The 19472-nt window shown below is 72.6% G+C and carries 18 protein-coding genes; 8 read left to right on the top strand and 10 right to left on the bottom strand.

Going from position 1 to position 19472, the window contains the following annotated elements; all coding sequences use genetic code 11:
• Positions 1-60: 60 nt before the first annotated feature.
• Positions 61-1389: an MFS transporter gene (locus ABD830_RS29445; protein WP_344994321.1), complete on the bottom strand. Its 1329-nt coding sequence runs from the start codon at positions 1387-1389 to the stop codon at positions 61-63.
• Between the two features lie 90 nt (positions 1390-1479).
• Between ABD830_RS29445 and ABD830_RS29440 the strand changes: the two genes are divergently transcribed.
• The 4 genes from ABD830_RS29440 (at position 1480) to ABD830_RS29425 (ending at position 3886) form a co-directional block, all read left to right on the top strand.
• The gene (locus ABD830_RS29440; protein WP_378521137.1) at positions 1480-2160 is read left to right on the top strand and encodes a GntR family transcriptional regulator; all 681 of its coding nucleotides are present in this window, start codon (positions 1480-1482) and stop codon (positions 2158-2160) included.
• Between the two features lie 161 nt (positions 2161-2321).
• A complete protein-coding gene (locus tag ABD830_RS29435) occupies positions 2322-3074 on the top strand; it encodes an SDR family NAD(P)-dependent oxidoreductase (protein ID WP_344994316.1) in 753 nt (250 codons plus the stop codon).
• Between the two features lies 1 nt (position 3075).
• A complete protein-coding gene (locus ABD830_RS29430) occupies positions 3076-3411 on the top strand; it encodes an ArsR/SmtB family transcription factor (RefSeq protein WP_344994313.1) in 336 nt (111 codons plus the stop codon).
• The gene (locus tag ABD830_RS29425; RefSeq protein WP_344994311.1) at positions 3404-3886 is read left to right on the top strand and encodes an SRPBCC family protein; all 483 of its coding nucleotides are present in this window, start codon (positions 3404-3406) and stop codon (positions 3884-3886) included. Before ABD830_RS29430 ends, ABD830_RS29425 begins: the two co-directional genes overlap by 8 nt.
• On the opposite strand, the gene ABD830_RS29420 is transcribed toward ABD830_RS29425, so the two are convergent.
• Positions 3865-10005, bottom strand: a complete 6141-nt coding sequence (locus tag ABD830_RS29420; protein WP_344994308.1) for a CHAT domain-containing protein — start codon at positions 10003-10005, stop codon at positions 3865-3867. The two genes, ABD830_RS29425 and ABD830_RS29420, sit on opposite strands and share 22 nt — an antisense overlap.
• Before the next feature lie 197 nt (positions 10006-10202).
• On the opposite strand from ABD830_RS29420, the gene ABD830_RS29415 reads away from it, so the two are divergent.
• The gene (locus ABD830_RS29415; RefSeq protein ID WP_344994305.1) at positions 10203-10607 is read left to right on the top strand and encodes a nitroreductase family deazaflavin-dependent oxidoreductase; all 405 of its coding nucleotides are present in this window, start codon (positions 10203-10205) and stop codon (positions 10605-10607) included.
• Positions 10608-10655: 48 nt separating this feature from the next.
• On the opposite strand, the gene ABD830_RS29410 is transcribed toward ABD830_RS29415, so the two are convergent.
• Positions 10656-10805, bottom strand: coding sequence for a hypothetical protein (locus tag ABD830_RS29410; protein WP_344994302.1), 150 nt, complete (start codon positions 10803-10805; stop codon positions 10656-10658).
• On the opposite strand from ABD830_RS29410, the gene ABD830_RS29405 reads away from it, so the two are divergent.
• Complete coding sequence (locus ABD830_RS29405) at positions 10800-11525, top strand: TrmB family transcriptional regulator (RefSeq protein WP_344994299.1); 726 nt, start codon at positions 10800-10802, stop codon at positions 11523-11525. The two genes, ABD830_RS29410 and ABD830_RS29405, sit on opposite strands and share 6 nt — an antisense overlap.
• A 64-nt stretch (positions 11526-11589) precedes the next feature.
• Here the strand turns inward: ABD830_RS29405 and ABD830_RS29400 are convergent, their stop codons facing one another.
• On the bottom strand, positions 11590-12150 hold the full coding sequence (locus ABD830_RS29400) for a DinB family protein (protein WP_344994296.1): 561 nt from the start codon (positions 12148-12150) through the stop codon (positions 11590-11592).
• Between the two features lie 44 nt (positions 12151-12194).
• Positions 12195-13367: a glycogen synthase gene (gene glgA / locus ABD830_RS29395; RefSeq protein WP_344994293.1), complete on the bottom strand. Its 1173-nt coding sequence runs from the start codon at positions 13365-13367 to the stop codon at positions 12195-12197.
• A 158-nt stretch (positions 13368-13525) separates the two neighbouring features.
• Between glgA and glgC the strand changes: the two genes are divergently transcribed.
• Positions 13526-14761 carry a glucose-1-phosphate adenylyltransferase gene (gene glgC, locus ABD830_RS29390; RefSeq protein WP_344994290.1) on the top strand — a complete coding sequence of 412 codons (1236 nt, stop codon included), beginning with the start codon at positions 13526-13528 and terminating at the stop codon, positions 14759-14761.
• On the opposite strand, the gene ABD830_RS29385 is transcribed toward glgC, so the two are convergent.
• A complete protein-coding gene (locus tag ABD830_RS29385; RefSeq protein ID WP_344994287.1) occupies positions 14758-15312 on the bottom strand; it encodes a TetR/AcrR family transcriptional regulator in 555 nt (184 codons plus the stop codon). The two genes, glgC and ABD830_RS29385, sit on opposite strands and share 4 nt — an antisense overlap.
• 87 nt (positions 15313-15399) lie before the next feature.
• On the opposite strand from ABD830_RS29385, the gene ABD830_RS29380 reads away from it, so the two are divergent.
• The gene (locus ABD830_RS29380) at positions 15400-16026 is read left to right on the top strand and encodes a VC0807 family protein (protein WP_344994284.1); all 627 of its coding nucleotides are present in this window, start codon (positions 15400-15402) and stop codon (positions 16024-16026) included.
• 29 nt (positions 16027-16055) lie between these two features.
• On the opposite strand, the gene ABD830_RS29375 is transcribed toward ABD830_RS29380, so the two are convergent.
• From ABD830_RS29375 to ABD830_RS29360, 4 genes are all read right to left on the bottom strand, one after another.
• Positions 16056-16355 (bottom strand): hypothetical protein, encoded by a 300-nt coding sequence (locus tag ABD830_RS29375; RefSeq protein ID WP_344994281.1) that lies wholly within the window; start codon positions 16353-16355, stop codon positions 16056-16058.
• A gap of 111 nt (positions 16356-16466) precedes the next feature.
• Positions 16467-16724: a hypothetical protein gene (locus ABD830_RS29370; protein ID WP_344994278.1), complete on the bottom strand. Its 258-nt coding sequence runs from the start codon at positions 16722-16724 to the stop codon at positions 16467-16469.
• Between the two features lie 140 nt (positions 16725-16864).
• Positions 16865-17821, bottom strand: a complete 957-nt coding sequence (locus ABD830_RS29365) for an ArsR/SmtB family transcription factor (RefSeq protein WP_344994276.1) — start codon at positions 17819-17821, stop codon at positions 16865-16867.
• Between the two features lie 98 nt (positions 17822-17919).
• Positions 17920-19437: a DUF1349 domain-containing protein gene (locus ABD830_RS29360; protein ID WP_344994274.1), complete on the bottom strand. Its 1518-nt coding sequence runs from the start codon at positions 19435-19437 to the stop codon at positions 17920-17922.
• Between the last annotated feature and the right edge of the window lie 35 nt (positions 19438-19472).

The following is a 19472-nucleotide window of genomic DNA, read 5'->3' as shown; positions in this document are numbered from 1 at the left end:
CCCGCGGCTTTCGCGGCGATTTCCAGTGATGTCTCGCGGGTGCGGTGGTGAGCGGAAGGCTCAGGCGAACGGGCCCACCTGGCCGGGGAGCGGGGTCCTGGCCTCGGGGGCGTCGGCGAGGTCGAGGTCGCGGGTCTCCGGGGCGATGGCCAGGCCCAGGGCCGTGACCGCCAGGGCGGCGACCACGTAGATCGACACCGCGAGCGTGGATCCGTACGCCTCGAACAGCTTGAGCGCGATGATCGGGGCCAGCGCGCCGCCGACGATGCCGGCCACCTGGTAGCCCATGGAGGCGCCGCTGTAACGCAGGCGCGTGCTGAACAACTCGGCGATGAACGCCGCCTGCGGCCCGTACATCGCGGCGTGGGTGACCAGCGCCACCACGGCGGCCAGCGCGATCAGCGGGAACGACCTGCTGTCGAGCAGCGGGAAGAACGCGAACGCCCACACCGCCGCGCCCACCACGCCTACGAGGTAGACGGGCCGCCGCCCGAACCGGTCGGACAGCGCGCCCGCCAGCGGGATCAGCACGAGCTCCAGCGCGGACCCGATCAGCACCGCGTTCAGCGCGTACGAGCGCGGCAGGTGCAACACCGTGGTGAGGTAGACGATGATGTACGCGGTGAAGATGTAGAAGGCCGCGTCCACCCCGATCCGCGCGGTGAAGGCCGACAGCAGGGCCCTCGGGTGCGTACGCACCACCTCGAGCAGCGGCATCCTGGCCTTGGCGCCCCGCTCCTCGACCTCGGCGAACAGCGGCGACTCGCTGATCCTCAGCCGCACCCACAGGCCCACGAACACCAGCACCCCCGACAGCAGGAACGGCACCCGCCACCCCCACGACAGGAACGCCGCGTCGGACATCGCGAACGACAGCACCGTGAGCAGCCCGGTGGCCAGCACGTAACCGGCGGGCACGCCGACCTGCGGCCAGCTGGCGTTGAAGCCGCGCCGCCGCCCGTCGCCGTGCTCGATCGACATGATCACCGCGCCGCCCCACTCGCCGCCGAGCCCCAGACCCTGCACGAACCTGAGCAGCGCCAGCAGGATCGGCGCCGCCACGCCCACGCTCGCGTAGCCGGGCAGCACGCCGATGAGGAATGTCGAGACGCCCATCACCAGGAGCGTCACCACCAGCACGGTCTTGCGGCCCGCCCGGTCGCCGAAGTGGCCGAACACGACGCCGCCGAGCGGCCGGGCGACGAACGCCACGGCGTTGGTGGTCAGCGACGCCAGCGTCGCGTTGAACGGGTCGAGCGAAGAGAAGAACAGCTTGGGGAAGACCAGGGTCGCGGCCGTGGTGTAGAGGAAGAAGTCGTACCACTCCAGCGACGTGCCGATCAGGCCGGCGAGGATCACCCGCCGGGTCTGTTGCGCGGAGCCTGTCATTCGATCGCTCCTCGATCTCAGCTAAGGGGGTTCTTCTCAACATAAGAATCGTTGAACAATTCGACAAGAGTTTTGCTCCATGATTCCCTGTTGAATGTGGATGACGTGGTTGCCGACCTCGCCCAGGACCGTTCCCGGCTGGGCCGCACCAGCACGGCGGAGCGGGTGGCCGACATCCTGCGCGACCGCATCAGCGAGGGCTTCTTCCGCCCTGGGCAGCGCCTGTCGGAGGAGTCGATCTCTGAGGGGCTCGGCGTTTCCCGCAACACGCTGCGCGAGGCGTTCCGGCTGCTCGGCCACGAGCGGCTGCTCGACCACAAGCTCAACAGGGGCGTCTTCGTCCGGCTCCCGTCCGCCGAGGACGTCGCCGACCTCTACCGGGTGCGCCGCGTGCTCGAAGGGGCCGCGGTACGCCTCAGCCCGCCCCCCGAGGCGCTGGCCGTGATCAAGGAGGCCGTGCTCGACGCCGAGCGGGCCGCCGCGCAGGACGACTGGCAGGGCGTCGGCACCGCCAACATCCGCTTCCACCAGGCGCTCGCCGCGCTCAACGGAAGCCCGCGGATCGACGAGGCCATGCGCCAACTGCTGGCCGAGCTGCGCCTGGTCTTCCACGTGATGGAGAATCCGCGGGCCTTCCACCAGCCGTTCGTCGACCGCAACCGCGCGCTGCTCGGCCTCATGGAATCGGGACAGCCGGAGAAGGCCGCCGCGTACCTGGACGACTACCTCGACCACGCCGAACGGCTGCTCATCGACGCGTACGCGCCGTAACGTGTGGCGCATGGACCGGATCTTCACCGTTGACGAGGCCCGCGCGCTGCTCCCCGAGGTGATCGAGGACGCCCGCGCGCTGACGGAACTGGGCTTTGCCGGGCGCCGCCCCCTCGGCTAGCATTCAACTCACAGGTTGATAAACCGAAGGGTTGAATGCCATGCTCCTTCAGGACAAGGTCGCCGTGGTCTACGGCGCGGGCGGCCCGATCGGCGGCGCGGCGGCGCGGGCCTTCGCCCGCGAGGGCGCGCGGGTCTTCCTCGCGGGCCGCACCCAGGCACCGCTCGACAAGGTCGCCGCCGATGTCCGCGCCGCCGGAGGGACGGCCGAGACGGCTCTGGTGGACGCGCTGGACGAGAAGGCGGTCGGCGCGTTCGCCGACTCGGTGGCCGAGCGGGCCGGCGGCATCGACGTCTCGTTCAACGCCATCGGGGTCCAGGACGTGCAGAAGCCGCTGCTCGAGATCTCCCCCGAGGAGTTCCTGCGGCCGATCGAGGTTGCCGCGAGGACGCAGTTCCTGACCATCAGGGCCGCCGTCAAGCACATGATCCCCCGCGGGTCCGGGGTGATCCTGCTGTTCGGCGGCGGCGGCCCTCAGACGTCACCTGGGCTCGGCGGGTTCAAGGTCGCGCTCGACGCCATGGAGGGCATCCGGCGGCAGTGGGCGTGCGAGGCCGGTCGGTACGGCGTCCGCGTCGTCACCATGATCACGGGCGGCGTGCCGGAGAGCCTGCCCGGCGACTATCCCGGCAGGGACGACCTCGAGGCCGCGCTGCGCGAGCCGACCCTGCTCCAGCGGACCGCGACGCTGGCCGACGTGGGCGACGTCGCCGCCTTCGTGGCCTCGGACCGGGCCAGGACCATGACCTCCGCGACCGTGAACGTCTCCTGCGGCGCCATCGTGGACCACTGACGTGCCCGACGACCAGCTGAGCCGCACCTTCGCCGCGCTGGCCGACCCGACGCGCCGCGCGATCCTCGCCCGGCTGGCCGAGGGCGAGGCGACGGTGAACGAGCTGGCCGAGCCGTTCGACATCAGCCTTCAGGCCGTCTCCAAGCACCTCAAGGTGCTCGAACGCGCCGGGCTGATCAGCCGGGGCCGCGACGCGCAGTGGCGGCCCTGCCGCATGGAGACGGCTCCGCTGGACAGCGCCGCGGAGTGGATCGTCCGCTACCGCGACCGCTGGACCGACCGGTTCGACCGGCTCGAGCAGGAGATCAGGAAGATCCAGAGGGGTGAGCATGAGTGACACCGAGTTCGTCATCGAACCCGGCCGCCAGGACATCGTCATGATCCACGTCTTCGACGCGCCCCGCGAGGTGGTGTTCCGGGCGGTCACCGACCCGGAGCTGGTGCCCCGGTGGTGGGGGCCGCGCTTCCTCAGCACCCGCGTCGATGTGATGGAGCTCCGGCGGGGCGGCCTGTGGCGGTACGTGAACAGCGACGCTCATGGCCGGGAGTACGGCTTCCGTGGCGTCTATCACGACGTGGTGGCGCCCGAGCGGTTCGTACGGACGTGGGAGTTCGAGGGCACGCCCGGGGACGTCGCGCTGGAGACGGTCACCCTGGAGGAGGTCCCGGGCGGGACCCGCTACGTCGCGCGATCCGTGCACCCGTCGGTGGAGGCGCGGGACGCGATCGTGCGGGCCGACGGGCCACGGGGCGGGCGCGAGTCCATGGAGCGCCTGGCCGAGGTGCTGGCTCAGAGGCCCACCAGGACGTAGGGGGCCCACAGGTCGGGCTCTGCGGGACCGTACAGGTCGCGGAGTTCCAGTACGGCCTCGCGCAGCGCCTGGGCGGGGGCCGTGCCGGAACGCAGCCTGGTGTGGAAGTCGCGCATCAGGGCCGCGGTGACCTCGGCGGAGACCGGCCACAGCGGGAGAAGCACCGATCTGGCGCCCGCATGCAGGAGGGCGTGGGTCAGCCCGGCCAGGTCGTCCCCGCTCGTGGCCCCGCCCTCCTGGGCGGTGAGGACGACGAGCCTGGCGTCCAGGTTCATGCTCATGAGCCGCCTGGCGGTCAGGAGCCCGTCGGCGAGCCTGATGCCCGAGCCGAACGGGTCGCGGGCGTCGTACACGGCCTGGCACGACAGGTGCACCACGTCCCAGGTGCCGGAGAGTGTGGTCGCGGTGGCGTCCGGGCCGGTGAGGGGCTGGGTGCCGAGCAACGCGGCGACGTCTTCGAGCCCGGCCTGGCTCCTGGGTTCGGCGGTGCAGCCGAGGACCAGTGACCGTGCCGCGGTCGAGGAGGCCCGCTGTGCGAGGCGGGCCAGGGCGGCGACGGAGGGGGCGTACGTCACGGGGAAGCGCTCGATGAGCGGGCGGCCGTTCGGGGCGAGGGCGTGGAGCGGGACGCGGTGGAGTCCAGCGTGCGGGACCAGGTAGAGGTGGTCCAGGCCGTCCTTGAGCGCGTCGAGCGCGTCCGCGAGGAGGAGGTCGGCCAGGCGGCGCCAGAGGGCGGCCCGGTGGCGGCGCGCCTCGATGTCCAGCAGGTCCGGCCGCAGCCCGTCGATGGTGGCGGTGAAGGCGGCCAGCAGGTCGTGGCCGACGGTGGTGGGGAAGACGCGCGGCTCGGGCCAGCCGGTGCGGTGGGCGAGCACCGTCACGCTCTCCTCGCCGACGTGGAAGCCGACCAGGGCGGTCGCTCCGCCCTGGTCGGAGGCGACGCGGGCGGTCGCTCCGCCTGCCTGGCCGGGGGCGGTCGCTCCGCCTGCGTGGCCGGGGGTGACGAGGGTGTCGAGCTGCAGGCGGCCGGGCGGGGTCCCTCGGCGCAGCGCCACATGACCGGGGGCGAAGGGCTCCATGCGCCGCCACAGCGCCTCGACGTCGGCCCGCGCGGCACGGGCCCGCCGGATGAGCGCCGCGGCCTCCGCCGGGTCGCGGGTGTTGCGGGCGGCCGCCATGAGCGTCCGCACGGCGTCGAGCCCGCGCCGCTCGTCCTCCAGCAGCTCGCCGGGCACGTCGCCGTGGCCATGCGCCACCCCGAGCCCTGGCTGCGCGGCCAACGTGCGGGACTTGGCCTGCTCCACGTACCTCCAGGCCGTCATCCCGCGTCCCAGGCGGACGGCGAGACCGATGGCCCTGTCGGAGTCGTGGCCCAGCTCGCGGGCGCGTTCGGCGTCGGCGAGCGCGCCCGCCGGGTCTCCGAGTTCCTCCGCCGCGAGCGACCGGTGGTGCAGGGCGAGACCCAGCTCCAGGTCGTGGCCGAGCTCCTCGAGCAGCTCCACGGCCTCGGTCAGCCGCCAGTGGGCACGGGTGTACGACCCGGCGGCCAGGTCGAGCGCGCCGAGGCGGCCCAGGGCGAGCGCCGCTCCCGGCCAGAAGCCGATGCGCTGAGCCAGATCCGCGGCCTCCTCCAGAGAGACCTCCGCCCCGGCGGGGTCCTCGAGGCGGGCACGCATGATGAGGGCCAGGACGACGCCCCGGGTCCGCCCGCCGGCGCGTTCGAGCTCCAGGGCCCGTCCGGCGAATCCGCCGGCCTGCTCCCTCTCGCCGCGCAGCGCGCAGACCAGGCTGAGGTCGGCGTAGGCGTCCGCGAGGTCCGGCCGGCCGCCCAGTTCCTCCCCGATCGCGATGGCCTCCCGGTACCGGGCCTCGGCCTCCGCCAGCTCGCCCAGCTTCAGGTGCAGCGCGGCGCGTCCGGCCAGCGAGGAAACCCGCAACGCGCGCCAGATCGGCGAGGACACCAGCTCCAGGCCCTCGTCGAAAGCCTCGGCGGCCTCCTCCCAGCGGGCCTGGTCGGTGCGGACGCGGCCGAGCAGGTCGAGCGCCCGTACGAGATCGGCGGGGAGCGCGGCGTCCGCGTCGCGGGCCAGGGCGACCGCCTGGGTGAGGTGCTCGGCGGCTTCGTCCGGACGGCCCAGTCCCCTGGCCGCCGCGCCGAGGTTGCGCAGGTGGTCGATCACGAGGCGGTCGCGCAGCTCGTAGCCGCGGGCGGCGTACGCGTGCGCGGCCTCCAGGTCCCCCAGCGCGCGGCAGAAGGCGGAGAGCTTGACCAGCAGGAACGAGCGGTGCCCGGACGCGGTGGAGCGTCCGCCCACGCTCAGCTCGGAGACGACGGAACGGCTGTTCAGGGCGCGCTCGGCGAGGGCGCGGGCGGTCTCCAGGTCGCCTGCGGCCTCGGCCTCCTCGATGCGGAGCCACGTCTCCAGCCGCTCCGTCTGGTCGCCGCCCGCCCTGATCGCCTCCGCCAAGGTCGCGTGGCCGCGGGTGACGTCCCCGAGGGTGAGCTGGATGCTCGCCAGCCGCGCCAGCAGCTCCGCGTCCAGCCCTCCGCCTCCGCCCATGGCCGCGATGAGCTCGAAGGAGCCACCGGACTCCGCCGAGCCACCGGCCTCCGCCGGACCGCCACGCTCCCCCGGACCGCCACGCTGCCCGGGACCGCCGTCTTCACGCGCGCCGCCTGGCTCGATGGAGCCGCCACGCCCTGCCAAGCCGCCGCTCCCGGTCGAGCCGCGGCCGACGTGTGTCGGGTGGAGGCCGGCGCGCGTCCGGCCGAGGCCATCGCGTGGCGAGCCGAGACCGTGGCGGCTCCGGGCGACGTCGTCGCGTGTCGGCTCGATGCCACCAGAGGTCAGCTCGATGCCACCGGAGGTCGGCTCGACGCCGTCCAGTGCCGGGTCGAGGCCGGTGAGGCCGGATTCGAGGGCTGTGCGGGCGCGGTGGAACTCGCCGCGTGCCTCCAGAGCGAAGCCGAGCTTGATCGAGGTGAGCGCCGCCAGCTCCCGCAGCCCGCTCGCCAGGAAGCCCGCAGCCGCCGCCTCCAACGCCTCCACCTGCGCAGCCAGCTCACCGGTACGGGCGGCCAGCGCAGCCAGCCGGTCGTGTACGACGGCCTCCTTGAGCGGGTCCCCGCCGGCCAGCCCCAGGGCCGAGCCGAGCCGTTCCCCGGCCTCCTGCCACGAGCCCAGCCGCGCGGCCAGCTCGGCCTGCCCCAGCGTGGCGGTGAGCAGGGCGGCCACGTCGCCCTCCGTGGCGGCCAGCTCCAGCGCGCGCTCCAGGTCCTCCGACGCGTCGTCCAAGCGGTCGAGGAGGATCAGGCAGGAGGCGCGCATGGTCAGCGCGGAAGCCTCCTTCGCGAAAGCGCTCAGCCGGGCGAACGCCTGCCCCGCCGCCCCGAACTCCTCCAGCGCCCGTTCGGTATCCCCCTCCGCGTACGCGAGCACGGCCAGGTTGTAGCGCGCCGAGGCGGCCCCGTCGTAGTGGCCGAGGGCTTCGTACTCGCGTTCGGCCAGTTGATAGGCCATCCTGGCGCCGTCGGCGTCGCCGCGTTCGCGGCGGCGGCGGGCGATGCGGTACCACTCGTCGGCGGGCTCGCGCCGCTCCCCCCTGCGCCGCACGATCTCCACCAGCCGCGTCTCGCAGGCGGCCGCGTGGCCGGGGTGGCCGCGACCGGCCAGGAGTACGGCCTGCGCGTCGAGCGTCCTGCAGGCCTCCTCCCACGCCCCGGCCGCCTCCAGCTCGATGGCGCACGCGGCGATGCGCTCGCCCGTGGCCGTGAGGTCGTCCTGGTCGAGGGCAGCCCTGGCGGCGGGGACGAGCACCAGGGCCGCCTGCCGGGCGTCGCCGAGTCCGAGATAGAGGTCGCGGGCCCTGGCCGCGCAGGAGACGGCGCCGACGGGGTCGCCGGCGGCCAGGCCGGCCTCGGCCGCGTACCCCTGCTGGGCCGCCTCCTCCGCGGCCAGGCCGGCGTCCTCGCACAGGGTGGCGGCCCGCTGGTGGTGTTCGAAGGCGCGGGCCGGGTGCCCCGACTGGAGGAGGACCAGGCCCATGTGCCCGAGCTGGAGCGCCTCGGAGCCGGCCGCGCCCAGCGAGCGGTAACCGGCCGCCGACCGGTCGAAGGACTCCAGAGCCAGGTCGAGCTCGCCCAGCTCCTGGTGGACGAGCCCCTGCTCGGACAGCGCGTACGCCATCCGGGCTCCCGCGCCGAACACCTCCGCGGCACGCCCCAGCACGGCGCAGGCCGTGCGCCGCCGCCCGAGCTCGCGCAGCCGCTGCCCGGCCTCCAGCAGGAACTCGCCGGGCGAGTCGGCCTGCCGCTCGGCGTACCGCAGCAGCTTGACCGCCACCTCGCCGTCCGGGGAGTCCGGCAGGGCCAGCGCCAGTTCGGTGGCGGACTGGGCGAGCTGCGGGTCCGGCGGCAGCGGTCCGTCGAGCATCGTGCCGAGCCGCGCCAGCAACTCGGGGTCCCCGTCCCTGGCGAGCGTGAGCACCTCGCCCAGGTCGCGCGGGTCGCCCTGGGCGGAGAAGCGCGCCAGCAGCGCCCGGCACAGCTCGCGCCGCGCGGAACCGCCTCGCCCGCCCTCCAGGCCGCCGTCGGAGTCCGGCGTCTGGTCGCGAACGGCCAGCTCGAGACCTTGGCGGGCGGCCTCCACCGCCTCGTGCAGGTCCTCCACCCGCCCCGTGTGCGCGGCCCGCCGGCGCAGCACCTCCGAGACCAGCTCGTACGCCTCCGCCCGGAACGCCGGCCGCTCACCGGCCGCCAGCGCCTCGCGCAGCACGGCGACGGCCTCGTCGGCGTGGACCGGGCTGAGGTCCAGGTGAAGCGCCCGGCCCAGCGTCAGAAGCGCCTCGGCCCTGGCCGGGTCCCGCTCGCCATGTGCCGCGAGCGCGGCGCGGGCGGCGGCGACGGGCTCGGCCGGGTCCCCCCCGGCCACCGTCGCCCGCTCGAGCAGCGCGTCCGCCAGGTTCGCGAGCTGCCTGGCGCGGTACGGGTGACCGTTCGGCATGAGCTCGGCCGCCTCGCGCAGGACCTCGATGGCGCTCTCCAGGTCGGCCTGCTCTCCGGTGACGCCGTAACGGTTCCAGCGGCGGTCGCCCAGCAGGCCGAGCCGGACGACCGGGTCGGTCCCGAGCCCCCGCGCCGTCTCGTCGGGCGCCACATGGAGGGCCTCCAGCATCTCGGTGCCGGCCTCCAGCGAGCGCTCGTCGCCCGTGACGACGAACCACTCGACCAGCCCGGCCGCGTACGGCGCCAGCACACCCGGATGGGCCCACTGCTCGTGCCAGAAGTCCAGCGCGCACTGCCCCACCCTGATGAAGGCCAGCAGGTCGCGGTCGGCGAACGACCCGGCCGACCGCGCGTACGCCAGCTCGACCAGCGCGAGCAGGGCCCGCGACCTGTCCTGGCCGCGCGGCGCCGTCTCCGTGGCCGCCAGGTACGCCCTGACCAGCTCCTCGTCACCGAACGCGGCCATGCCGAGCGCGGTGGCCAGCTCACCCGCGTGGGACGGCTCGGCCAGCGCCGCCCTGAACAGCACGTGCACCGCGTCGTCGATGTGCTCCCGCTCCCCCGTCACCCCGAACAGCCGCACCAGCCCGCCGCCCAGCACCGCGAGCGCGCCGGGCGCCCAGGCGGGGTCGGGCGAGCGCACCGACTCCTGTAACAGCAGCTCTCCGAGCCGGTCGGCCACCTCGGGCGTGGGGTCGGCCATGGCACGCGCCACCAGGGCGTGGACGAGCAGCCCCACATGCGGGTACGTGGCCGGGTCGACGTGCTGGAACACCTCTTCCACCAGCCCCGCCCACGTGTCGGCCGAGTCGTCCGACGGCGCCTTCGAGCCGCGCAGCCGCTCGGGAAGGCGCCCGGGGTCGGCCACGGCCACGGCGGCGAAGAACGCGCCCGCGACCGCTGCGTCCTGCGTGATGCGCTGGTCAAGCCGGTAGCGGGCCAGGTGCAGCATGCCGATCAGCCGCCAGGTGGCCGCGTCGGACCGGTCGCCGGCGCACGCGCGCATCGCCTGCTCGGCCTCGGCCGGCGCCGCGGGATCCCAGATCAGGCCGGGATCCGCGCTCTGCTCGAACCGCTCGATACGGGCGGCCAGCGCGCCGGCCGGTTCGGTCATGGGCACAGGCTCTCACCGGGTTGCGTACCCGTACAGAACCGTGCCTTCGACCACATCGCCCCGTACGGTATCGCGCCCCGGCGCGCGCGGTCGCCACTTTGCGGTGTCAGCCGCCTCCGCCCCGTGGCTTGTCCATTTCTCGTCCAGTCCTCGGCCAGCATCGGTGAGGTCAAGCCCGCGATGGGTAGCTCGGGATCATGCTCTACGGCAAGGAACACGTACAGCGTTATCGGGAGACCAACGGCGCGGAGGGGCACGACTGGAACAACACGACTGTCCTGCTGCTCACCACCAAGGGCCGCAAGTCAGGCCGGCCCTATACGACGCCGCTCATCTATCAGAAACACGGCGAGGACCACGTGGTCGTGGCCTCCAAGGGCGGGGACCCGGATCACCCGCAGTGGTACAAGAACCTCCTGGCCGACCCCGAGGTGGAGGTGCAGGTGCTGGGCGACAAGTTCCCGGCCCGCGCCCGCACGGCCTCGCCGGAGGAGAAGCCGGAGCTCTGGGGGCTGATGACCCGGACCTGGCCGGACTACGACGAGTACCAGAAGAAGACCGACCGCGACATCCCGATCGTGGTCCTGGAGCGCGTCGGATGACGCCTCGATCAAAAGAGCCCCGCCGTCGCGCGGCGGGGCTCCCTGAACTCACCTGATCTCGTAGGCCCTGACGACGGTCTCGGTGAAGGCGTTGCCGCCGCGGTCGGCGGCCGTGACGCGGAGCGAGGCGAACCTGCCGCGCGCGCTCACCGGGTGCCAGGTCTCGGCGGACCAGGCGTTCCCGCCTGACGGGTGCACGAGCGTGGGCAGTCAGGTGCGGCCGTCGTCATAGGAGATCTCCAGGCTGAGCGTGCGCAGGCTCAGGGCGGGCAGCTCGAGGTGCTGGCGGGGCCGGAGGAACAGGCCCGCTGGTACGTGCGGCTGCAGCAGGAGGCCAAGGAGGAGGTGCTGACCTTCGACCGGCCTCCGTACGTGCTGGACTACCACAACCCGCTGCAGACCGGCCTGCTGCGCAGCGGCGTCCGCTACCGGACCATCTACACGCCGGAGGCCTTCGATCACACGGGGGCGTTCGACGAGGTGGGCACCCTGATCAAGGCGGGCGAGGAGGCGCGGATCCTGCCGGAGCTGCCGTTCAAGATGGCCATCGTCGATCGGTGGCGCGCGGTCATGCCGCTGAGCATGGATCCGCCGCTCACGCGCGGGGTCCTGATCATGGGGTCCACCATGGTGGTGGCGCTGGTCGAGCTGTTCGAGCGGCTGTGGCGGGAGGCGCTGCCGGTACGTCCCGAGCTGTGGCAGGAGCCCGGCGCGCCGGAGCCCGCCGGTGAGGCGGCGTCCGAGCTGGGCGCCGAGGATCGCCGGCTGCTGGCCCTGCTGGCGGCCGGGCTCAAGGACGACGCCATCGCCCGCCAGCTCGGCACCAGCCCGCGCATTCTCCGGCGCCGCCTGCGCCACCTGCTGGACGAGCTGAACGCGGAGACCCGCTCCCAGGCCAGCCGCCGCGGCCTGGTGTGACCGGCCACCGTCCCACGACCCGCCGCACCCGCACTTCTCGCCGCCTTCGGCCCTTACGGGCGGGCTACTGCCCCACCCGGCCGTCGACGCATTCGCGGAGCAGGTCGGCGTGCCCGCAGTGGCGGGCGTACTCCTCGATCCGGTGAATCCACAGCTCCCTGACCGCGATGCCGTCCCGGCCCACCCGCTCGCCGAGATCCGCGTACTCGGCCAGCGCCGCGTCGGTTGCCGCCTGTTCGCGGGCGAGATCGGCGAATGCGCCGTCGACCAGCGCCTGCTCCGCGGCGGCTGCCTCGAAGTCGGCATCGCGCGCCCCGTACAGCTTCGGCGCCGGGTCCCCGGGCACGACCCAGTTGCGCCAGTCGCGCTCCACCTCGGCGAGATGGCGGACCAGACCCAGCAGGGACATGGTCGAGGGCGGCACCGACCGGCGCGCCAGCTGCTCCGGGTCCAGCCCCTCGCACTTCATCCGCAGGGTCAGCCGGTAGTTGGTCAGGTAGTCCTGCAGCGTCGCCAGCTCGCCGTCCGGGCTGGCTCCCTCGTTGTTGCGCGGATCCTTGTCGGGGTCGGCCCACATGTCGGGGTAGACGCTGGCCTGGGTCCACCGCTCGGGTACGTCGCTCATCGGGCTGATGATGCTGAGCGGCGGCCCGGCTCGCAAGCGAATATTCAGGCGCGCAGGGCCGCGTACAGGTCCATCGTGCGGTGGGCGATGCGCTCCCAGGAGAAGTGCTCGACGGCCCGCGCCCGCCCCGCCACCCCGAGCGCGGTCGCCCGCGCCGGCTCGCGGAGCAGGGTGTTGACGCGCTCGGCCAGGTCGGCGGCGAACCGCTCCGGGTCGTGCGGCGTGCCGTCGGGGCCCTGGGAGATAGGGACGAGCAGGCCCGTCTCCCCGTCGGCCACCACCTCGGGGATGCCGCCGGTGGCCGTCGCCACCACGGCCGTCTCGCAGGCCATCGCCTCCAGGTTCACGATCCCCATGGGCTCGTACACCGACGGGCACACGAACACCGCCGCGTGCGTCAACAGCTGGATCACCTCGGGCTTGGGCAGCATCTCCTGGATCCAGAACACCCCGTCGCGGTCGAGGCCGCGCACCAGCTCCGTGACCTCCGCCGCGATCTCCGGCGTGTCCGGGGCACCCGCGCAGAGCACGAGCTGGGCGTCGCGGTCGAAGGAGCGTGCCGCGCGCAGCAGGTGGACCAGGCCCTTCTGCCGGGTGATGCGGCCCACGAAGATGACGTACGGCCTGCGCGGGTCCACCCCGTGCCGCTCCAGTACGCCGGTGGCGTAGTCGGGGGCGTATTCGGCGGTGTCGATGCCGTTGTGGATGACGCTGACCTTCTCCGGCGGGATCTCCGGGTAGGCGGACAGCACGTCGCGGCGCATGCCCTCCGACACCGCGATGACCGCGTCCGCACCGGCCAGCGCGGTCCGCTCGGCCCACGACGAGATCGTGTAGCCGCCGCCGAGCTGCTCGGCCTTCCACGGCCGCAGCGGCTCCAGGCTGTGCGTGGTGATCACATGGGGTACGCCGTGGAGCAGCTTGGCGACGTGTCCGGCGAAGTTGGCGTACCAGGTGTGCGAGTGGACGACGTCCGCGCCCTCGCAGGCGGCGGCCATCTCCAGGTCCACGCCGAGCACCTGCAGCGCGGCGTTGGCCCCGGCGAGCCCGTCGGGCACGCGGTAGGCCGAGACGCCGGGCTCGGCGCGGTCGGCCCCGAAGCAGCGCACGCGTACGTCGGCCAGCTTCCGCAGCTCTCTGGCCAGGTATTCCATGTGCACCCCGGCCCCGCCGTAGACCTCCGGCGGGTACTCCCGGCTGAGCAGATCAACACGCATGACATGACCTTATTGGGGGTCGTGTCCGGTGGGCCACAGCGACAAGCCGAAGATCAGGAGCTCCCGATCGTGCATTGCACAACAAATCTGGACACGAAGGAAGTTCTCCATGCCGGGTTTCGTCGATAGATCGGCCATTTGAGGGTAGCGTCCTGGACATGAAGTCCCGAAAGGTGCTCGCGGTCGTGCTGGCAGGTGGAGAGGGCAAGAGGCTCATGCCGCTCACGGCGGATCGGGCGAAACCGGCCGTGCCGTTCGGGGGGATGTACCGGCTCGTGGATTTCGTGCTGTCGAACCTGGCGAACGGCGGCTTCCTGAAGATCGTCGTACTGACGCAGTACAAGAACCACAGCCTGGACCGGCACGTCTCGCGGACCTGGCGGCTGACCGCGATGCTGGGCAACTACGTGACCCCGGTGCCCGCGCAGCAGCGGCTCGGCCCGCGGTGGTTCTCGGGTTCGGCGGACGCCCTGTTCCAGAATCTCAACCTGATCTACGACGAGATGCCCGAGCACGTGATCGTGTTCGGGGCCGACCACATCTACCGGATGGACCCCCGGCAGATGGTCGAGCAGCACGAGGACTCGGGCGCCGACGTGACGGTGGCGGCGATCAGGCAGCCGCTGTCGCTGGCCGACCAGTTCGGCGTGATCGAGACCGATCCTGAGGGCCGCAGGATAGTGGCGTTCAGGGAGAAGCCGAAGGACGCGGTGGGCCTGGCCGACTCGCCCGACGAGGTGTACGCGTCGATGGGCAACTACGTCTTCAAGACGCAGTCGATGATCGACGCGCTGCGGGAGGACGCCCTCGACCCCACCAGCAAGCACGACCTGGGCGGCAACATCATCCCGATGCTCGTCAAGTCGGGCGGGGCCGACGTGTACGACTTCGCCAACAACATCGTGCCCGGCTCCACCGAGCGCGACCGCGGCTACTGGCGCGACGTGGGGACGCTCGACGCCTACTACGAGGCCCACATGGACCTCATCTCGGCGCATCCCGTCTTCAACCTCTACAACGACAAGTGGCCGATCTTCACGGGCCACGACCCGCTGCCGCCGGCCAAGTTCGTGCACAACGAGGGCGACCGGGTGGGGCACGCGATCGACTCGCTGGTCTCCCCCGGCGTGATCGTCTCCGGCGGCACGGCGATCAGGTCGGTCCTGTCGCCCAGTGTCGTGCTCCACTCGCACTCGCTGGTGGAGGACTCCGTGCTGATGGAGAACGTCAAGGTCGGCCGGGGCGCCGTCGTCCGCAAGGCGATCATCGACAAGAACGTCGTGATCCCCGACGGGGCGCGGATCGGGTTCGACCTCGAATACGACCGCACCCGGTTCGCGCTGACCAGGGGCGGGGTCGTGGTGATCGGCAAGAACGAGATCGTCGACCGCTAGCCGCGCAGCCTCAGCAGCCGGTCCACGTACGTCCTGGCGTGCTCGGGACCGATCGGCCGGTTGAAGAAGATCGCGTGGTAGTAGATCGGGGCGAGGACCAGCTCCATGAGCTCCAGCAGCCCGGGCGGGTCCTCGCCACGCAGCCGCGCCCGCTGCAGCATCGCCTCCAGTTGCACGGCCCGGTCCGTCATGTAGGTCTCGTGGTCATCGCCGCGGGTGCCGATGTGCGCCGCGCGCACGTACAGGCGGCCCAGCGGGCCGGCGACGTCCGCCGCCACCTGCGTCGCGTACGCCTCCAGGTCGCCGCGGAGCGAGCCCGTGTCGGGCACCGGCGAGCCCTTGGAGAGCTGCTCGGTCACCGTGTCGTCGACCAGCGCGGGCAGCGTGCCCCAGCGGCGGTAGATGGTCGCCTGGTGGACGCCTGAACGCTCGGCCACCCTGGCGATGCTCAGCGTGTCCCAGTCCTCCTCGCGCAGCAGCTCGAGGACCGCGTCGTGCACGGCCGCCCGGACCTTCGCGCTACGGCCGCCGGGCCGTCGTGCGGGTTGCATGCCCCTTACTTTAACGCGAAATCTCTTGCGTTAGCCATCGGCATGGCTTTACCTTGAAGCGAAATTCTTCGCATTAAGGGGTGAGTTGTGAACCGTTCCCTCGTCAAGGTCCTCGTCTGGGACGTCCTCCCGTCGGTCGCCGCTTACTACGCGTTACGCGCGCTCGGGTCGAGCGAGTACGTCGCGCTGCTGACCGCCGCCGCGGTGGGCTTCGTGCGTGCCGCCTATGTCGGGATAAGCGAGCGCAAGCTTGACGGCTTCGCCGCCTTCATGGGCCTGATCTTCGGCCTGGGACTCGCCCTCGCCTTCGTCACCGGCGACGAACGGTTCCTGCTCGCCGTCAAGTCCTTCACCACGGGCTCGGTAGCGGCCGTGCTGGCGGCCACGTGCCTGGCGAGGCGCCCCGCGGCGTACGCGATGGCCAAGCGGTTCGGCGCGGAAGACGCCGCCACGGCAGCCCGCTGGGACCGGCTGTACGAGGCGGACGCCCGTTTCCGGCGGGTGTACGTGGTCATGACGCTGACCTGGGCCGGGGCCCTGCTGGCCGAGTCGGCGGTCCGCATCCCGCTGATCTACCTGCTGCCCGTGGACGTGATGGCCGGCCTGTCGTCGGCGCTGCTGATCGGCACCCTCGCGCTGCTGGCCGTCTGGAGCGCCTGGTACGGCCGCCGCGGCGAGCAGGCCGCCACCGCCGCCCAGCACCAGGCCACGTGACCCGGGGGCACGCCACGGCGCGCCGCCGCTCAGCCGCCGTCGTCCCAGGCGCGGCGGGCGCTCCACCCCGGGCTGCCCCACCGGATGACCCAGGCGGGTTGCGGGGGCCGGCTGGGGTGGCGGTCGAGGTAGACCGGTCCGGGGTCGCCGGCCATGTGCGGGTCGCGACCCCAGACGGTGCGGTACCAGGTCTCGTAGTCGTCACATACGGGGCGTGAGACACCGGAGATGCCCAGCTCGCAGAGAGCGGCCTCGGCGGCACCGGCCGGGCAGAAGAGCGCGGCACCGGCGATCAGCACTCCACCTGTGGCCATGAGCTTACCTTTCATGATCCCCCCTTTGTCATCATGAAGTGACGACACGATCACTCTAGGAAGCGACGTCCGTATCGCGGCGGAACGGCACGCTGCGAGGCTGCATTCTGTAGGGCAAATGGGCTTTTAAGACGTTCTGATCAGGAAGACGTCGCCGTTGCCGAGCGCCGCGCCGCCCTTCGGGGCGCTCACCCGGCCCCGGGTGTATCCGGCGACCTCGACCTCGCCGCCGGCCAGCGGGGTCACGGCGGCGCCCTCGTCGGCGGCGGGGGTCGCGAGCGTGTGCTGCCAGCGCCGCGTGCCCTGGCTGGTGTAGGCGACGGTGCGGGCGTCGCCGCCGCTGCGGCCGGTGGCCACGGCCAGGCCCGTGGTGGTGATGGTCACCGCGTTCAGCCGGTCGCCGGGCGTGCTCCCTGCTGCGGCGGTCCACTTCCTGGTGCCGTCCGTGGTGAATCCGGCCGTCGCGGGGCGGCGCCGGGCCCCTGCCTGGCGCCGCCCCCTGCTCAGTGCCTCCCCACGGCCGCTCAGCGGCGGAACAGCTCCAGCAGTGCCTCCGCTCGCTCCGTGCGCGTGATCCACACCTCGCGGCCGCGCCGCTCCCTGCTGATCAGGCGGGCGGCGCCCAGCCGGTCGCAGTGGTACGTGATGCTGCTGGGCGTGATCTGCAGGTCGGCCGCCAGCCGGCTCATGGTCATAGGCCGTCCTAGCGCGCCGAGCAGGTCCGCGCGGACCGGCCCGACCAGCGCCGACAACTCGTCGGGCACCGGTGCGGCGGGCGCCCGCCACAGCGTCTGCGCGCCGGGCACCGGGTACGCGATCCAGACCGCCTCCTCGTGGTCCAGGCTGACGATGATCGCGTCCTTGCCCGCCAGCATCGGCACCAGGACGATCCTCCGCTCGCCCAGCTCGTATGTGCTGGGCTCCAGGTCGGCGATGAGCAGGCCGCGCTCGCCGTGCACGATGCGGCCGTTGAGCGCGCCGAGCAGCAGCTCCGGGCCGCCGCGGACGGCGGCCACGCCGACGCGCCGGATTTCCCTGTCCAGCAGGGGACGGGCGCGCCTCCACAGGGGTTCGGCGGCGCTCCAGACGTCGGCGAGGGCGCTCGCGTAGCCGTCCAGCCAGCGGCCGGGCCGCTCGGCCGCCGGGCGCCAGTGGGCGGGCAGCGGTCCGGAGCCGAACGTCTGGTCCAGATCCTCGATCAGGTTGTCCGGCGAGAGGTCGCGCAGGGCGGCGATCTGGGTCTGGACGGACACGTCGCCGCTGATGGGCGTACGCGGCACGAGGCTGTCGGGGACCACGGAGCAGCCGGGTGCGGCGAGGGGGCGTACGGCCTGGTGTCCCTGCCTGCCGACCCGCGAGCTGAGCGCTCTGCGCCAGGGCTCCGGCAGGCCGCGGCGGCGGCCGGCGAGGGCGTCGGCGATCATGGCGAGGGCGGTCAGGTGCGGGGAGATCGAGATGGACAGCTGGGGCGTGGAGGTCATGCGCAGTTCGCTCCACACAGCGGTGCTGGTTACGTCGGCTCCTTCAGGTCGGACTCGATCGAGCAACGGGGTCCGAACCTATTCCTGACGCTTTCCCCTTACTTGACGCCCGCTTGACGTGACACTTTTCTGCGGTGCACGGTCATCGCCGCGCCGAGGGCCAGGGCAGCATATCCGCAGGTCACGGCCAAACCTGCCCAGGGCGGGAGCGGGTAGTAGCCCCCGAACAGAGACGTCCCCACATCCACATGCGCGAACGTGGGGACGCTCTGCGTGATCGCGAAACCGGCGGCAGGGGTGATCATCAGCAGCCATGGCGCCAGGCCCGCGATCGCCAGCAGGTCGGGCACGACGACCAGCGCGATGGCCAGCCCGACGGCGACGGCGGCCCGCCTGACCAGCGCGGCGAGGCCCAGGGCCAGTACGGCGGCGGCCGCGGTCAGCGCCGCGTAGCCGACGATCACCCGCAGCTCGGTGCCCAGGGTGATCGGCTGAACCGGGTTCTGATGGGCACGCAACAGCGCCAGTCCGACGGGGACCACGACCCCCGACGTCACCAGCCCCGCCACGAACGCGACCGCGCCGACCACCACGGCCTTGGCCGCCAGCATGCGCGTCGGATGCCGCTCCGCCCCGATCAGCCCCCGCCGGTGTTCCGCGGCGAAGGACGTGACCGCCGCCACCAGCACCAGGATCAACCCCAAGGCCCCGCCGATCAGCATGAGGTCGGCGCGCACGCCGCCGTCCACCGTCGCGGGCCCGATGTCACCGCCCCCGGTCACGATGAGCTTGTCGCCGGACTCGACGACCCCGCCCGGGTGGTGCGGGGTCTTGCCGTCGGACTCCAGGACGACGCCGACGTCGTCGTGGCGCCACGGACCGTTCGCGCCCTGCAGCGTGATCTGGTCGAAGGTGGCGGTGGCCTGGGCGAAGGCTTCCGCCGACCCCCACAGGGCGCCGGGTGAGGTGGCGAACAGCCCGATCTCGACCGTCTCCGGCAGGCCGGTCAGCTTGACCGTGCTGACCTCGGTCCACGTCTTGCCGTCGTCCGACTCGTAGCCGGTGATGGTGCCGCCCGACCTGGTCAGCCGCAGCCACTGGGGGCCGTTGTGCGGACCGCCGGGCACGTCGTGGGTGTAGTTGTCCTGCATCCGTACGCCGTGATCTCCGGTGAGCATGACGGCGGCGTACGGTGTGCCCTGCTTGAGGCTCTGCCTGACGAGGAGTCCCGCCTTCGCCCACGGCACCACTCCCTCCACGACGTTGCGCACGCCGGGTACCGCGTCCGGCAGCCGGATCTGGCCGGTCATGTTCGACACGCGGGCGGTGATGCTGCCGTTCCCCTTGAGCGGCTGGTGGACGAAGTAGTACTTGTCCTTCACCGCCGTGCCATCGGGTCCCACCAAAGGCGCGGGGCAGGCGCCCTCGCCCTTCCCGGTCACGCAGGTGGTGCGGACGCCCCCGGCGATCAGCAGTCCGAGTGACACGGTGATCAGCACGGAGGCCGCCATGGTGAGCACCCGGCCGCGTGCGGAGCGGAACCTGGTCCACTCCGCGTGCAGCAACGCGGAGAAGCCGGGCCGTAGGCCGGCTCGGTGAGGCGTGAATGAACTCATGCCGATCGGTTGTACGCGGCACCCGGTTCCAGCCG

Source organism: Nonomuraea helvata (genome assembly GCF_039535785.1).
GTDB classification, from domain to species: Bacteria; Actinomycetota; Actinomycetes; order Streptosporangiales; family Streptosporangiaceae; genus Nonomuraea; species Nonomuraea helvata.
The sequence above is the reverse complement of the archived record's forward strand: the minus strand, read 5'-3'. Positions and strand labels throughout refer to the sequence as shown.

Coding starts and splice junctions, on each gene's coding strand:
- glgA (WP_344994293.1), bottom strand. CDS start 13,367: ATGCGTGTTGATCTGCTCAGCCGGGAGTACCCGCCGGAGGTCTACGGC.
- ABD830_RS29365 (WP_344994276.1), bottom strand. CDS start 17,821: ATGACCTCCACGCCCCAGCTGTCCATCTCGATCTCCCCGCACCTGACC.
- ABD830_RS29400 (WP_344994296.1), bottom strand. CDS start 12,150: ATGAGCGACGTACCCGAGCGGTGGACCCAGGCCAGCGTCTACCCCGAC.
- ABD830_RS29425 (WP_344994311.1), top strand. CDS start 3,404: ATGAGTGACACCGAGTTCGTCATCGAACCCGGCCGCCAGGACATCGTC.
- ABD830_RS29445 (WP_344994321.1), bottom strand. CDS start 1,389: ATGACAGGCTCCGCGCAACAGACCCGGCGGGTGATCCTCGCCGGCCTG.
- ABD830_RS29435 (WP_344994316.1), top strand. CDS start 2,322: ATGCTCCTTCAGGACAAGGTCGCCGTGGTCTACGGCGCGGGCGGCCCG.
- ABD830_RS29375 (WP_344994281.1), bottom strand. CDS start 16,355: ATGAAAGGTAAGCTCATGGCCACAGGTGGAGTGCTGATCGCCGGTGCC.
- ABD830_RS29385 (WP_344994287.1), bottom strand. CDS start 15,312: ATGCAACCCGCACGACGGCCCGGCGGCCGTAGCGCGAAGGTCCGGGCG.
- ABD830_RS29415 (WP_344994305.1), top strand. CDS start 10,203: ATGCTCTACGGCAAGGAACACGTACAGCGTTATCGGGAGACCAACGGC.
- glgC (WP_344994290.1), top strand. CDS start 13,526: ATGAAGTCCCGAAAGGTGCTCGCGGTCGTGCTGGCAGGTGGAGAGGGC.
- ABD830_RS29360 (WP_344994274.1), bottom strand. CDS start 19,437: ATGAGTTCATTCACGCCTCACCGAGCCGGCCTACGGCCCGGCTTCTCC.
- ABD830_RS29420 (WP_344994308.1), bottom strand. CDS start 10,005: ATGACCGAACCGGCCGGCGCGCTGGCCGCCCGTATCGAGCGGTTCGAG.